The following is a 12,977-nucleotide window of genomic DNA, read 5'->3' as shown; positions in this document are numbered from 1 at the left end:
GGCGGATCAGGGCCGCGCGTGTTTGAGTGGAGCGCAGCGGAGCGAGTTTGCGCGGACCCCGCCTGTCGCGAGCAGCGCAGGGAAGCCCGAAGGGCCGGTGACGTCGGCCGGTCCAGGGCATACCGCCTGCCATCGCCGCCCACAAGCCCACAACCAAACATCGTCGAAAGCCAGGAAATGAAGATAGAAGCCCAGCCCTTCACCTACGAATTCGACCTCGCCAAAACCGCCCTGGTCCTGATCGACATGCAGAGGGACTTCATCGAACCCGGCGGTTTCGGCGAAACCCTGGGCAATGACGTGTCGCTGCTCGAAGCCATCGTCCCCGCGACAAAAACAACCCTCGAAGCCTGGCGAGCCGCGGGCGGCCTGGTCGTCCACACCCGGGAGGCCCACAAACCCGACCTCTCCGACTGCCCGCCCGCCAAGCGCAACCGCGGCAACCCCACATTGCGCATCGGCGACGCCGGCCCCATGGGCCGCATCCTTGTCATGGGCGAACCCGGCAACCAGATCATCGAAGCCTTGGCGCCGGTCGAAGGCGAGATCGTGGTCGACAAGCCCGGCAAGGGCGCCTTCTATGCGACCGGCCTGCACGAGACGCTCAAGCGGCGCGGCATCACCCACCTGCTGTTCGGCGGCGTCACGACAGAGGTCTGCGTGCAGACCAGCATGCGCGAGGCCAACGACCGCGGCTACGACTGCCTGCTGCTGGAGGACTGCACCGAAAGCTACTTTCCGGCCTTCAAGGCGGCTGCCGTCGAGATGATCCGCGCCCAGGGCGGCATCGTCGGCTGGACCGCGCCCAGCGCCGCCTTGCTGGCCGCGCTCGGCACCCACTAACATGGCCTACGTGTCGACCGTTCGAATTCCTCCCGAGCCCTCAGCCCCCGATCCCGTGTTCCGCACCCGGGCCGACGAGGTCTATGCGCAGCTCAAGCGCGACGTTGCCGAATTCAGCCTGGTCCCCGGCGACCGCTTCACCGAAAACGAGATCAGCGAGCGTCTCGGCGTCTCGCGCACGCCGGTGCGCCAGGCGCTCTTCCGGCTGCAGCAGGAGGGCTTCGTCGAAGTGCTGTTCCGCAGCGGCTGGCGCGTGCTGCCCTTCGACTTCGACCAGTTCGAGCAGCTCTACGACCTGCGCATGGTGCTCGAGACCACCGCCGTGCACCGCCTCTGCGAGAGCGACCACCGCGTCGATCGCAGCCTGCTCGACACGCTGGCCGGAATCTGGCTCGTGCCGGCGGCGCAGCGCAGCGCCGACACCGTGCAGGTGGCGCAGTGGGACGAGGCCTTCCATTGCTCGCTGGTCGCTGCCGCCGGCAACGGCGAGATGGCCCGCGTGCACCGCGACGTGACCGACCGCATCCGCATCATCCGCCGGCTCGACTTCACCAAGCAGCCGCGCATCGACGCCACCTACGACGAGCACGCCAAGATCCTGAAGGCGATCCGCGCCAACCGCGGCGACCAGGCCGCGATGCTGCTGCGCGCCCACATCGAGACCAGCCAGGCCGAGGTGCGCAAGATCACGCTGCACCAGGTGCATATGGCGCGCCATGCCGGGCGCACCCCGATACGCGGAGGCTGAGCGCCGTCTACAGCGTGAAGTCGTAATCCACCGTGATCGGCGCGTGGTCGCTGAACTTGATCGTCTTGAAGATCTGCTCCTGGCGCGCCAGCGCCGCCAGCTTCGGCGTCGCCAGGTGGTAGTCGAGCCGCCACCCCACGTTGTTCGCGTAGGCCTGGCCGCGGTTGCTCCACCAGGTGTAGGCGTCGCCCGTGGTCTCGGGCTTGAGCATCCGGTAGACGTCGATCAGCCCCGCGCCATCGGCGCCGGCGTCGAGCAGCTTCGTCATCCAGGCCCGCTCCTCCGGCAGGAAGCCGCTGTTCTTCTGGTTGCCGCGCCAGTTCTTGAGGTCGATCTCCTTGTGGGCGATGTTGATGTCGCCGCAGAGGATGAACTCGCGCTCGCGCTTGAGCGCGTTCAGGTGCGGGAAGAAGCCCTTCAGGAAGCGGAATTTCGCTGCCTGCCGCTCTTCGCCCGAGGACCCGCTCGGGAAGTAGCAGCTGATGATCGACAGCTTCCGCTTCGGGGTGTCGAAGCGCAGTTCGAGGTAGCGGCCCTCGGCGTCGAACTCGGCGTCGCCCCAGCCCACCACCACGTCGCTGGGCGCATGCTTCGAGTAGATCGCCGTGCCCGCGTAGCCTTTCTTCTCTGCGAAGTGGAAGTGCCCCTTGAGCCCCGCCATCTCCTCGAAGCGGCCCTCGATATCGCTCGCCTGGACCCGGATCTCCTGCATGCAAATACAATCCGGCCCCAGTCCGCCGACCCAATCGGCGACGCCCTTGGTGGCAGCCGATCGCAGGCCGTTGAGGTTGAGGCTGGTCAGTTTGAACACGAGGAATTCCTATGGCTGAGAAGATTGAAGAGGGCGGCGCACTGGCGCAGGCTTTCGTGCAGTTCGCGCTGGAGTCGGGGGTGCTGCGCTTCGGCCAGTTCAAGACCAAGGCCGGCCGCATCAGCCCCTATTTTTTCAATGCGGGCCTGTTCGACGATGGCGCCAAGCTCGCCCGGCTGGCGGAATTCTATGCAGACCGGCTGATCGCCAGCGGGCTCGAGTTCGACATGATCTTCGGCCCGGCCTACAAGGGCATTCCGCTGGGCGCCACGGTGGCGGCCGAACTGGCGCGCCGCGGCCGCAACGTGCCCTTCGCCTACAACCGCAAGGAAGCCAAGGACCACGGCGAGGGCGGGACCCTGGTCGGCGCCCCGCTCCAGGGCCGGGTGCTGATCGTCGACGACGTGATGTCGGCCGGCACCGCGGTGCGCGAGTCGATCGCGGCCATCCGTGCCGCCGGCGCGACCCCGCACGCGGTCGCGATCGCGCTCGACCGCCAGGAGAAGGCGACCGAGAACGGCGCCGACGTGGACCACAGCGCCGTGCAATATGTACGCAATCAGCTCGGCCTTGCAGTTATTTCCATCGCAACGCTTGACGACTTGTTACAGTATCTGTCAGGCCGCGCGGACGACGAACTGGGCGCCCACCGCCAGCACGTGCTGGCGTACCGGGCGCGTTACGGCGCGGGCTGATTCAACCCGTGTGAAGGACTGATGTTGGCGAGCACCCAAGCACTGAAGGCATTCCTGGTCCTTTCGCTGGCCGCAGCCGGCATGGCGCACGCGCAACAGGGGTCCGGCGCGCGCGGGGCGCCCAATGCCGCGGGCATCTACAGCTGCACCGACGCCAAGGGCCGGACGATCACCGCCGACCGTCCGATTCCCGACTGCCTCGACCGCGAGCAGCGCGAACTCAATCCGAGCGGCACCACGCGCCGCGTGGTCGAGCCCTCCTACACGGCGCGCGAGCAGGCCGAGCGCGAGGACCGCGAACGGGCGGCGCAGCTGCAGGCGGCCCGGCTGGTCGAGGAGCGGCGGCGCGAGCGCGCCCTGCTGGTGCGCTACCCCAACCCCGCGGCCCACGACCGGGAGCGCGCCGAGGCGCTGGTGCAGATCGACGTCGTGATCCAGGCCGCCCGCAAGCGGCTGGCCGAACTGGGCGAGGATCGCAAGCGGGTCGACGACGAACTCGAGTTCTACAAGAAGGACCCGGCCAAGGCGCCTGACGCGCTGCGGCGCCGGACCGAGGACATCGCCCGCAGCGTGGCGGTCCAGAACCGCTTCATCGGCGAGCAGGAAGACGAGAAGAAGCGCGTCAACGCGCGCTTCGACGAGGAGCACGCCAAGTTGGCGCCGCTCTGGGCCGCGAACACGGCTGCGGCCCAGAAGTCGAAGTGAGTCGCCCCCTGGCTAGCCCAGTTTCGACTTCAGCAGCGCATTGACCTGCGCCGGGTTGGCCTTGCCCTGGCTGGCCTTCATGACCTGGCCGACCAGCGCGTTGAAGGCCTTGTCCTTGCCGGCGCGGTATTCGGCGATGTTCTTCTCGTTGGTCGCGAGCACCTGGTCGATGATCTTTTCCAGCGCGCCCGAATCGCTCATCTGCTTCAGGCCCTTGGCCTCGATGATTGCGTCGACCTCCAGGCCCTCGCCGGTCCAGAGGGCGTCGAACACCTGCCGCGCCGCATTGTTGGAGATCGTGCCGTCGCCGATGCGCGCGACCAGCCCGGCCAGTTGCCGCGCCGTCACCGGGGCCTCGGTGATCGCGATGTCCTGCTGGTTCAGGCGCCGCGCGATCTCGCCGGTGATCCAGTTGCTCGCCAGCTTGGCGTTGGCACCGGCGGCCACCGCACCCTGGAAGTAGGCGGCCAGGGCCGGGCTCTGAGTGAGCTGGGCGGCGTCGTAGTCCGACAGCCCATGCTCGCGCACGTAGCGCTCGGCCATCGCGCGCGGCAGCTCGGGCATTTCGGCGCGCACGCGCTCGATCCAGTCGGCGGCGATCGCCAGCGGCGGCAGGTCGGGGTCGGGGAAGTAGCGGTAGTCGGCGGCGTCTTCCTTGGTGCGCATCGCGCGGGTCTCGCCCGTGTCGGGGTCGAACAGCACCGTGGCCTGCTGGACCGTGCGGCCGTCCTCGATCTCCTCGATCTGCCAGCGGATCTCGTAGTCGATCGCCTGCTGCATGAACTTGAAGCTGTTCAGGTTCTTGATCTCGCGCCGGGTGCCGAGCTTGTCGCCGGGCCTGCGCACCGACACGTTGGCGTCGCAGCGAAAGCTGCCTTCCTGCATGTTGCCGTCGCAGATGCCGATCCAGGTGACGATCTTGTGCAGCTCGCGCGCATAGGCCACGGCCTCGGCGGTGGAGCGCATGTCGGGCTCGGTCACGATCTCGAGCAGCGGCGTGCCGGCGCGGTTCAGGTCGATGCCCGACTGGCCGACGAAGTCCTCGTGCAGCGACTTGCCGGCGTCTTCTTCGAGGTGCGCGCGCACCAGGCGCACGGTCTTCGGCTCGTCGCCGACGAAGAAACTCACCGAGCCGCCCTGCACCACGGGGATCTCGAACTGGCTGATCTGGTAGCCCTTGGGCAGGTCGGGGTAGAAGTAGTTCTTGCGCGCGAACACGCTGCGCGGCGCGATCGTCGAGCCGAGCGCGAGGCCGAGCTTGATGGCGCGTTCGACCGCGCCCTTGTTCATCACCGGCAGGGTACCTGGCAGCGCCAGGTCGACCGCGCAGGCCTGGGTGTTGGGCTCGGCGCCGAAGGCGGTCGAGGCACGGCTGAAGATCTTGGAGGCGGTCGAGAGCTGGGCGTGGGTCTCGAAGCCGATCACGACTTCGTAGCCCTGGACCAGGGGGCCGGTCGGCCGCCCGGCCTGCAATTGTTCGGTGGTGCTTTGTTGCTGCTGCGTCATGTCAGTAGCCTCCCGGGGTGCGGAGGTGCCAGTCGGTGGCCTGCTGGAAGGCGTGTGCCGCGTTCAGCAGCTTCGCCTCGGCGAAGTAGTTGCCGATCAGCTGGAGGCCGACCGGCAGGCCGCCGTCGAAGCCGGCCGGCACGCTCATGCCGGGCAGGCCGGCGAGCGAGCCGGGCAGGGTGAAGATGTCGGCCAGGTAGTCGGCCACCGGATCGTCGCCGTGCTCGCCGAGCTTCCAGGCCACGCTGGGCGCGGCCGGGCCGGCAATGACGTCGCACTGCGCGAAGGCCTGCTGGAAGTCGTCGGCGATCATGCGGCGCACCTTCTGCGCCTGCAGGTAGTAGGCGTCGTAGTAGCCGTGCGAGAGCACGTAGGTGCCGATCATGATGCGGCGCTTGACCTCGTCGCCGAAGCCCTCTTCGCGGGTCTGGGCGTACATGTCGGCCAGGTCGCGGTAGTTCTTGGCCCGGTGGCCGAACTTGACGCCGTCGAAGCGGCTCAGGTTGCTCGAGGCCTCGGCCGCCGCGATGATGTAGTACACGGGGATCGACAGTTCGGTGCGCGGCAGCGTGATCTCGACGCGGCGGGCACCGAGCTTCTCGTATTCGGCCAGCGCGGCATCGACCGCGGCGCGCACGCCCGGCGCCACGCCTTCGCCGAAGAACTCCTTCGGCACGCCGATGCGCAGGCCGTCGAGCGAGCCCGCGAGCTGGCGCGAGAAGTCTTCCGCCGGGCGGGCCAGCGAGGTCGAGTCGCGCTCGGGGTCCGGCCCGCACATGGCCGACAGCAGCAGGGCGCAGTCCTCGGCCGAACGGGCCATCGGGCCGGCCTGGTCGAGGCTGGACGCGAACGCGACCATGCCGTAGCGCGAGGCCCGGCCGTAGGTCGGCTTGATGCCGGTGACGCCGCAGAACGAGGCCGGCTGGCGGATCGAGCCGCCGGTGTCGGTGCCGGTGGCGCCCGGTGCCAGCCTTGCGGCCACGGCCACGGCGCTGCCGCCCGAGGAGCCGCCGGGAATGCGGCCGGTGTCCCAGGGGTTGCGCACCGGCACCGCGTGGTCGAAACCGATGGCCGGCACGGCGACGTTCTCGTTGGCCGAGCCCATCGCGAACTCGTCGCAGCTGAGCTTGCCCAGCGTCACGGCACCGGCCTCGCCCAGCTTGCGCACCACGGTGGCGTCGAAGGGCGAGCGGTAGCCGGCCAGGATGCGCGAGCCGGCGGTGGTCGGCAGGTCGGCGGTGACGAAGATGTCCTTGTGGGCGATCGGCACGCCTTCGAGGGGCGCGGCCGAGCCGGCGGCGATGCGGTCGTCGGCGGCGCGGGCCTGGGACAGCGTGAGCTGTTCGTCGATCGCCACGAAGGCGCCCAGATCCTGGTGGGCTCGGATGCGTGACAGGTGGTGGTGAGCGGCCTCGACCGCCGAGACCTTGCGCTCGCGCAGGGCCGCGGCCAGCCCGGCCACGCCCATCTGGTGGATTTCGGCGCTCATTCGATCACCTTCGGGACCAGGAACAGCCCGTTTTCGACCGCCGGCGCGCTGCGCTGGTTGGCTTCGCGGTTGTTCGGCTCGGTCACCACATCTTCGGCCAGGCGAAGCGTGATGTCCTCGATCGCGGCGACCGGGTGGGCCAGGGGCTCGACGCCGGTGGTGTCGACCGCGCGCATGCGCTCGACCAGGTCGAAGAAGCCGTTGATCTGGCCGCGCATCCGCTCGCTTTCGTCGGGGGCCAGTTGGAGCCGCGCCAGCGAGGCGATGCGGGCGATATCTGTGGAGGTGAGGGACATCGAAAATTGGCGTTTCCGGACCGGATCGAGGTACTTTCGCACCCCGCAAAAAGGCTCGGAAACGCGGAGCTGTCAGGGGATTCGGTTATTATCCCGCCTTTGCCGCAACCCCCGCGAACGCGCCGGCTTTTGCCGCAAAAACCTTTCAAACCACCCGTCACACGACCAAAAATAAGGCGACGGCCTGCCGACGCGCATGCCGTGCCCCAGAGGATTCCACAATGTTTGGAGCTTTCCGTCGGTATTTTTCTACCGACCTGGCGATCGACCTCGGCACCGCCAACACCCTGATCTTCGCTCGCAACAAGGGCATCGTGCTCGACGAACCCTCGGTCGTCGCGATCCGCCACGAAGGCGGCCCGCACGGCAAGAAGGTGATCCAGGCCGTGGGTCGCGAGGCCAAGGCCATGCTCGGCAAGGTGCCCGGCAACATCGAAGCCATCCGGCCGATGAAGGACGGCGTGATCGCCGATTTCGTCATCACCGAGCAGATGATCAAGCAGTTCATCAAGATGGTGCACCCGCGCTCGCTGCTCACGCCGAGCCCGCGGATCATCATCTGCGTGCCCTGCGGCTCGACCCAGGTCGAGCGCCGCGCCATCAAGGACGCGGCCGAAGCCGCCGGCGCCACCTCGGTCTATCTCATCGAAGAACCGATGGCCGCCGCGATCGGCGCCGGCCTGCCGGTCTCCGAGGCCAGCGGCTCGATGGTGGTCGACATCGGCGGCGGCACCACCGAAGTCGGCGTGATCTCGCTCGGCGGCATGGTCTACAAGGGCAGCGTGCGGGTCGGCGGCGACCGCTTCGACGAGGCCATCATCAACTACATCCGCCGCAACTACGGCATGCTGATCGGCGAGCCGACGGCCGAAGTCATCAAGAAGAACATCGGTTCGGCCTTCCCGGGCTCCGAAGTCAAGGAGATGGAAGTCAAGGGCCGCAACCTGAGCGAAGGCGTGCCGCGCAGCTTCACGATCAGCAGCAACGAAGTGCTCGAAGCCCTGACCGATCCGCTCAACAACATCGTGTCCGCGGTCAAGAACGCGCTCGAGCAGACGCCGCCCGAACTGGGCGCCGACATCGCCGAGCGCGGCATGATGCTGACCGGCGGCGGTGCGCTGCTGCGCGACCTCGACCGCCTGCTGGCCGAGGAAACCGGCCTGCCGGTGCTGGTGGCCGAAGACCCGCTGACCTGCGTGGTGCGCGGCTGCGGCATCGCCCTCGAGCGGATGGACCGACTGGGAAGCATCTTCACCAGCGAGTGAAGGCCCGGCGGAGCCGGATCCGCCACCACACCTTTCCACCCCTACAAACAGCGCAGCTCTCGTGGCATAACGCGTCATGCCGCTCGGCACTCTGGACCGCACCGCCCCGCCCCTCTTCAACCAGGGGCCTTCGGCGCTGAGCAAACTGATCTTCTTCAGCGCGCTGGCGCTGTTCCTGATGGTGGCCGACGCCCGCTTTCACCTTGTGCAGCCGATCCGGCTGGCGATCGGCACGGTGCTGTACCCGGTGCAGTGGCTGGCGCTCAAGCCGGTGCAACTGGTGGTCGGCGGAGGACGCTACCTCGAAGACCTGCAGACCGCGCAGGGCAACGAGGCCGAGGCCCGCAAGGCGCTCGCGCTGCAGTCCGAGCGCGCCAGCCAGGCCGACACGCTGGCCCAGGAAAACGCCCGGCTGCGCTCGCTGCTCGAGCTGCGCCAGATGACGCAGACGCCGGGCCGGGCGGCCGAGGTGCTGTATGACGCCGCCGACCCCTACACCCGCAAGCTGGTGATCGACCAGGGCCTCATGAACGGCATCGCGGCCGGCTCGCCGGTGATCGACGAGCACGGCGTGCTGGGCCAGGTGACGCAGGTGCAGCCCTTCTCCAGCGAGATCACGCTGGTGATCGACCGCGATCTCGCGATCCCGGTCCAGAACGTGCGCACCGGTGCGCGCAGCGTCGCCTTCGGCGATGCCAGCGCCCACGGCGGCGGCCTCGAACTGCGCTTCATGCAGGCCAATTCGGATGTCCAGGAAGGCGACGTGCTGACCACCAGCGGCGTCGACGGGGTCTACCCGCCGGGCCTGCCGGTGGCCCGGATCGACCGCATCGAGCGCCGCGCCGATTCGGCCTTCGCCCGCATCCATTGCGAGCCATTGGCCAAGGTCACGGCGGCGCGCTACGTGCTGGTGCTGGCGCCCACGGGGGCCCAGTCGGTGCCGAAGCCCACGCCGGCCAACACGCCCTCGGCGGTCGCCGCCAAGAAGAAGGCCGACAAGGCCGACGCCAAGGCCGATGCCAAGGCGGACGCCAAGGCCGCCAAGAAGGCCGACAAGAAGGAAGCGGGTCCGCGATGATCATGCGCCCCGGCCAGCAGCAGCTCTTGCTGCCCGTCAGCCCGCTGTTCATGTGGACCAGCCTGATCGTCGCGCTGCTGGTCAACATGGTGCCGATCGGCCGCGCCGCCTGGACACCCGACCTGCTGGCGCTGGTGATCGTCTTCTGGAGCGTGCACCAGCCGTCGCGCATCGGCATCGGCGCGGCCTTCATGTTCGGCCTGCTGATGGACGTGCACCAGGCCGCCATGCTCGGGCAGCATGCGCTGTCCTACACCACGCTGGGCTTCCTGGCGACCATGATCCACCGGCGCCTGCTGTGGTTCCCGCTGGTCTCGCAGGCCCTGCAGGTGCTGCCGCTGTTCGCGCTGTCGCACCTGATCGAGCTCGCGATCCGGATGATCGGCGGCGGCGCCTTCCCCGGCTGGTCGCTGCTGGTGGCACCGGCGCTGGAGGCGGCCCTGTGGCCGCTGGTCAGCCTGGTTCTTTTGGCGCCGCAGCGCCGGACGCCGGAACCTGACGCCAACAGACCACTCTGACAGCCTGCCCGCCGCCGTTCCGCAGCCCATTGCCTGCGGCCGATCGGCGGCCTAAGCTCCAGTTCCCAAATGACCGAGATCCGCAACGTTGCCGCCGACCTCTCCCGCTTCCGGCGGCGGGTGTTCGTGATCGGCGCGGTCGTGCTGGTCTGCTTCGGGCTGCTCTGCGCGCGGCTGGGCTACCTCCAGGTGGTGCGCCACGAGGACCTCGCCGAGCAGGCCGAAAGCAACCGCACCGCGATCGTCCCGGTGGTGCCGAATCGCGGCCTCATCCTCGACCGCAACGGCATCACGCTGGCATCCAACTATTCGGCCTACACGCTCGAGATCACGCCGTCCAAGGCCGGCAACCTCGAGGACACGATCGACGCCCTGACCGAGGTGCTCGAGATCTCGCCGCGCGACCGGCGGCGCTTCAAGCGGCTGCGCGAAGACTCGCGCAGCTTCGACTCGGTTCCGATCCGCACCCGCCTGAGCGACGAGGAGGTGGCCCGCTTCGCCGCCCAGCGCTACCGCTTCCCCGGTGTCGAAATCAAGGCCCGGCTGTTCCGCAACTACCCCCATGGCGAACTCGCGAGCCACGTGCTCGGCTACATCGGCCGCATCAACCAGGCCGAGAAGACGGCCATGGAAGACTGGGAAGACGAGGACCTCGCCAACTACAAGGGCACCGAGTACATCGGCAAGCTCGGCATCGAGCAGAGCTACGAGAAGACGCTGCACGGCCAGACCGGCGTCGAGCAGATGGAAACCTCGGCCGGCGGCCGCGCGGTGCGCCGGCTGGCCGCCCATCCGGCGACGCCCGGCAACACGGTCATGCTGTCGCTCGACATCAAGCTGCAGAAGCTGGTCGAGGACATGTACGGCGAGCGCCGCGGCGCGCTGGTCGCCTTCGATCCCAAGACCGGCGAGATCCTGGCCTTCGTGAGCAAGCCGACCTTCGATCCCAACCTGTTCGTCGAGGGCATCGACGTCGAGAGCTGGAAGGAACTCAGCGAATCGCTCGACAAGCCGCTGCTCAACCGGGCGCTGCGCGGCACCTACCCGCCGGGCTCGACCTACAAGCCCTTCATGGCGCTGGCGGCGCTGCAGACCGGCAAGCGCGGCCCCAGCGTGCTGGTCAACGACCCCGGCTACTTCAATTTCGGCGGCCACCGCTTCGGCAGCCCCGAGGGCAACATCGGCAATGTCGACATGCGCCGCTCGATCCAGCTGTCGAGCAACATCTACTACTACTCGCTGGCCAACGAGATGGGCGTCGACCTGATCCACGACGCGATGAAGCCGCTGGGCTTCGGCCAGATCACCGGCATCGACATCGGCGGCGAGGTGCGCGGCGTGCTGCCGAGCACCGAGTGGAAGCGCAATGCCTACCGCCGGCCCGAGCAGCGCAAGTGGTATGCGGGCGAGACCATTTCGCTCGGCATCGGCCAAGGCTACAACGCGTTCACGATGCTGCAGCTGGCGCAGGCCACGGCGATCGTGGCCGACGGCGGCATCAAGCACAAGCCGCACCTGGTGCTCGGCATCCGCGACACCGTCACGGGCGAGGTCAAGCCGGTCGAGCAGCCGCCGGCCATCAACCTCGGCTACCGGCCGGCCGACATCGCCGTGGTCCGGGAGGGCCTGACCGCGGTCGTCACCGGCGGCACCGCGCGCGGCGTGTTCGCCGGCGCCGCCTACCAGGCGGCCGGCAAGACCGGCACCGCCCAGGCCGTGACGCAGGCGCAGAACACCAAGTACAACGCCAAGGCGCTCGAAGAGCACCAGCGCGACCACGCCTTGTTCATGGCCTTCGCGCCGGTCAACGACCCGAAGATCGCGGTCGCCCTGATCGTCGAGAACGCCGGCTGGGGCGCCGGCGCCGCGGCCCCGATCGCGCGCCGGGTGTTCGACTACTGGCTCATGAACCAGTACCCGAGCGAGGCCGACATGGCGGCGATCCAGGTCGGCAAGGCGACGGCGCCGATCGGCAAGCCGAGGGTCGCGAGCGAAGTCGCCTGGCCGCCCGCCGGCAGCGCCACCCAGGCCGCGGCCGCACCCTGAACCGTCAGCGCAGGAAGGCGTCGTAGGCCGTTTTCAGGATCAGCGCGGCGACGACGCCGATGAAGACCTTGCGCACGAAGGTGGCGCCATGCTTGATGGCGACCCGGGCCCCGACCACGCTGCCGGCCACGTTGGCCACCGCCATCGTCAGCCCCAGCTGCCACAGCACGTGGCCCTTGAGCCCGAGCAGCAGCAGCGCCCCCAGGTTGGTCATGACGTTGAGCAGCTTGGCCGAGCCGGCCGCGTTGAGGAAGTCGTAGCCCAGCCAGCGAACGAACAGGAAGACGAAGAAGCTGCCGGTGCCGGGCCCGAAGAAACCGTCGTAGACGCCGAGCAGGGCGCCGATGGTGGCGGTGGCGAGCAGTTCGGCGCGGCCGCTGAAGCGCGGCGAATGGTGCACGCCCATGTCCTTGCGCGCCAGCGTGTAGACCAGCAGCGCGACCAGGATCAGCGGCAGCAGCTTGCGCAGGAACTCGCCCGGCACCACCGTCACCGCCCAGGCCCCGGCCAGCGAGCCCGCGAAGGCCAGCACCCCGGCCGGCAGCAGGTTGCGCCAACGCAGGCCGACCCGGCGGTGGAACTGCGCGGCGGCCGCGGCCGTGCCCCAGACCGAGGCGCTCTTGTTGGTGCCCAGCAGCGTGGCAGGGGCGGTGCCCGGCAGCACGCTGAACAGCGCCGGCACCAGGATGAGGCCGCCGCCGCCGACGATGGAATCGATGAAACCCGCGAACAGCGAGGCGAGGGTCAGCACCAGAGTTTCCATGCGGGCGGGATTGTCTCATTCCGGGTTGCTATTCATTTGATAGCGCGCCCTCGGCGCCCCCGCTTGACGATCGCCCAAAGAAAAGGCGCCGACCAGCGGCGCCTTGTCAAAAAAACGGCATCTCGTGCGGATGCCTTGTGTGATCTTTTTCTGGTTCTCCGAAAGATTGTCTCCTCGGTCCCCCGCGCTGCGGGCTGGCCCGTTTGCGAGTACC

Annotated in this window: 13 protein-coding genes; 8 read left to right on the top strand and 5 right to left on the bottom strand. The window is 68.5% G+C overall.

Going from position 1 to position 12,977, the window contains the following annotated elements; genetic code table 11:
* Positions 1–177 precede the first annotated feature (177 nt).
* Together QZH52_RS36830 and QZH52_RS36825 are read left to right on the top strand one after the other, a co-directional pair.
* Positions 178–843: a cysteine hydrolase family protein gene (locus tag QZH52_RS36830; protein WP_301816236.1), complete on the top strand. Its 666-nt coding sequence runs from the start codon at positions 178–180 to the stop codon at positions 841–843.
* Position 844: 1 nt separating this feature from the next.
* Positions 845–1,591, top strand: coding sequence for a GntR family transcriptional regulator (locus QZH52_RS36825; protein ID WP_301816235.1), 747 nt, complete (start codon positions 845–847; stop codon positions 1,589–1,591).
* A 7-nt stretch (positions 1,592–1,598) separates the two neighbouring features.
* On the opposite strand, the gene QZH52_RS36820 is transcribed toward QZH52_RS36825, so the two are convergent.
* Positions 1,599–2,402 carry an exodeoxyribonuclease III gene (locus QZH52_RS36820; RefSeq protein WP_301816234.1) on the bottom strand — a complete coding sequence of 268 codons (804 nt, stop codon included), beginning with the start codon at positions 2,400–2,402 and terminating at the stop codon, positions 1,599–1,601.
* 11 nt (positions 2,403–2,413) lie between these two features.
* Between QZH52_RS36820 and pyrE the strand changes: the two genes are divergently transcribed.
* On the top strand, positions 2,414–3,097 hold the full coding sequence (gene pyrE, locus QZH52_RS36815; protein WP_301816233.1) for an orotate phosphoribosyltransferase: 684 nt from the start codon (positions 2,414–2,416) through the stop codon (positions 3,095–3,097).
* A gap of 21 nt (positions 3,098–3,118) precedes the next feature.
* The gene (locus QZH52_RS36810) at positions 3,119–3,802 is read left to right on the top strand and encodes a DUF4124 domain-containing protein (protein WP_436411673.1); all 684 of its coding nucleotides are present in this window, start codon (positions 3,119–3,121) and stop codon (positions 3,800–3,802) included.
* A gap of 12 nt (positions 3,803–3,814) precedes the next feature.
* Here the strand turns inward: QZH52_RS36810 and gatB are convergent, their stop codons facing one another.
* From gatB to gatC, 3 genes are read right to left on the bottom strand one after another with little or no spacing between them, the layout of a single operon-like run.
* Positions 3,815–5,308, bottom strand: coding sequence for an Asp-tRNA(Asn)/Glu-tRNA(Gln) amidotransferase subunit GatB (gene gatB, locus QZH52_RS36805; RefSeq protein ID WP_301816232.1), 1,494 nt, complete (start codon positions 5,306–5,308; stop codon positions 3,815–3,817).
* Position 5,309: 1 nt separating this feature from the next.
* Positions 5,310–6,797, bottom strand: coding sequence for an Asp-tRNA(Asn)/Glu-tRNA(Gln) amidotransferase subunit GatA (gene gatA / locus QZH52_RS36800; protein WP_301816231.1), 1,488 nt, complete (start codon positions 6,795–6,797; stop codon positions 5,310–5,312).
* Positions 6,794–7,093: an Asp-tRNA(Asn)/Glu-tRNA(Gln) amidotransferase subunit GatC gene (gatC, locus tag QZH52_RS36795; protein WP_286508401.1), complete on the bottom strand. Its 300-nt coding sequence runs from the start codon at positions 7,091–7,093 to the stop codon at positions 6,794–6,796. The genes gatA and gatC overlap by 4 nt, the downstream gene beginning before the upstream one ends.
* Positions 7,094–7,314: 221 nt before the next feature.
* Between gatC and QZH52_RS36790 the strand changes: the two genes are divergently transcribed.
* From QZH52_RS36790 to mrdA, 4 genes are all read left to right on the top strand, one after another.
* Positions 7,315–8,358 (top strand): rod shape-determining protein, encoded by a 1,044-nt coding sequence (locus QZH52_RS36790; protein WP_077002382.1) that lies wholly within the window; start codon positions 7,315–7,317, stop codon positions 8,356–8,358.
* A 76-nt stretch (positions 8,359–8,434) separates the two neighbouring features.
* Positions 8,435–9,436: a rod shape-determining protein MreC gene (gene mreC, locus QZH52_RS36785; protein WP_286535021.1), complete on the top strand. Its 1,002-nt coding sequence runs from the start codon at positions 8,435–8,437 to the stop codon at positions 9,434–9,436.
* On the top strand, positions 9,433–9,954 hold the full coding sequence (mreD, locus tag QZH52_RS36780) for a rod shape-determining protein MreD (protein ID WP_301816230.1): 522 nt from the start codon (positions 9,433–9,435) through the stop codon (positions 9,952–9,954). Before mreC ends, mreD begins: the two co-directional genes overlap by 4 nt.
* A 69-nt stretch (positions 9,955–10,023) precedes the next feature.
* On the top strand, positions 10,024–12,000 hold the full coding sequence (gene mrdA, locus QZH52_RS36775; RefSeq protein WP_301816229.1) for a penicillin-binding protein 2: 1,977 nt from the start codon (positions 10,024–10,026) through the stop codon (positions 11,998–12,000).
* Positions 12,001–12,004: 4 nt separating this feature from the next.
* On the opposite strand, the gene QZH52_RS36770 is transcribed toward mrdA, so the two are convergent.
* Positions 12,005–12,763 carry a sulfite exporter TauE/SafE family protein gene (locus tag QZH52_RS36770; protein WP_286535018.1) on the bottom strand — a complete coding sequence of 253 codons (759 nt, stop codon included), beginning with the start codon at positions 12,761–12,763 and terminating at the stop codon, positions 12,005–12,007.
* Between the last annotated feature and the right edge of the window lie 214 nt (positions 12,764–12,977).

The sequence above is a fragment of the Variovorax ginsengisoli genome, from assembly GCF_030486595.1.
Lineage (GTDB): Bacteria > Pseudomonadota > Gammaproteobacteria > Burkholderiales > Burkholderiaceae_C > Variovorax > Variovorax ginsengisoli_B.
The sequence above is the reverse complement of the archived record's forward strand: the minus strand, read 5'-3'. Positions and strand labels throughout refer to the sequence as shown.

Coding starts and splice junctions, on each gene's coding strand:
- mreD (WP_301816230.1), top strand. CDS start 9,433: ATGATCATGCGCCCCGGCCAGCAGCAGCTCTTGCTGCCCGTCAGCCCG.
- mreC (WP_286535021.1), top strand. CDS start 8,435: ATGCCGCTCGGCACTCTGGACCGCACCGCCCCGCCCCTCTTCAACCAG.
- QZH52_RS36790 (WP_077002382.1), top strand. CDS start 7,315: ATGTTTGGAGCTTTCCGTCGGTATTTTTCTACCGACCTGGCGATCGAC.
- QZH52_RS36770 (WP_286535018.1), bottom strand. CDS start 12,763: ATGGAAACTCTGGTGCTGACCCTCGCCTCGCTGTTCGCGGGTTTCATC.
- gatB (WP_301816232.1), bottom strand. CDS start 5,308: ATGACGCAGCAGCAACAAAGCACCACCGAACAATTGCAGGCCGGGCGG.
- mrdA (WP_301816229.1), top strand. CDS start 10,024: ATGACCGAGATCCGCAACGTTGCCGCCGACCTCTCCCGCTTCCGGCGG.
- QZH52_RS36810 (WP_436411673.1), top strand. CDS start 3,119: ATGTTGGCGAGCACCCAAGCACTGAAGGCATTCCTGGTCCTTTCGCTG.
- gatA (WP_301816231.1), bottom strand. CDS start 6,797: ATGAGCGCCGAAATCCACCAGATGGGCGTGGCCGGGCTGGCCGCGGCC.
- gatC (WP_286508401.1), bottom strand. CDS start 7,093: ATGTCCCTCACCTCCACAGATATCGCCCGCATCGCCTCGCTGGCGCGG.
- pyrE (WP_301816233.1), top strand. CDS start 2,414: ATGGCTGAGAAGATTGAAGAGGGCGGCGCACTGGCGCAGGCTTTCGTG.
- QZH52_RS36830 (WP_301816236.1), top strand. CDS start 178: ATGAAGATAGAAGCCCAGCCCTTCACCTACGAATTCGACCTCGCCAAA.
- QZH52_RS36825 (WP_301816235.1), top strand. CDS start 845: ATGGCCTACGTGTCGACCGTTCGAATTCCTCCCGAGCCCTCAGCCCCC.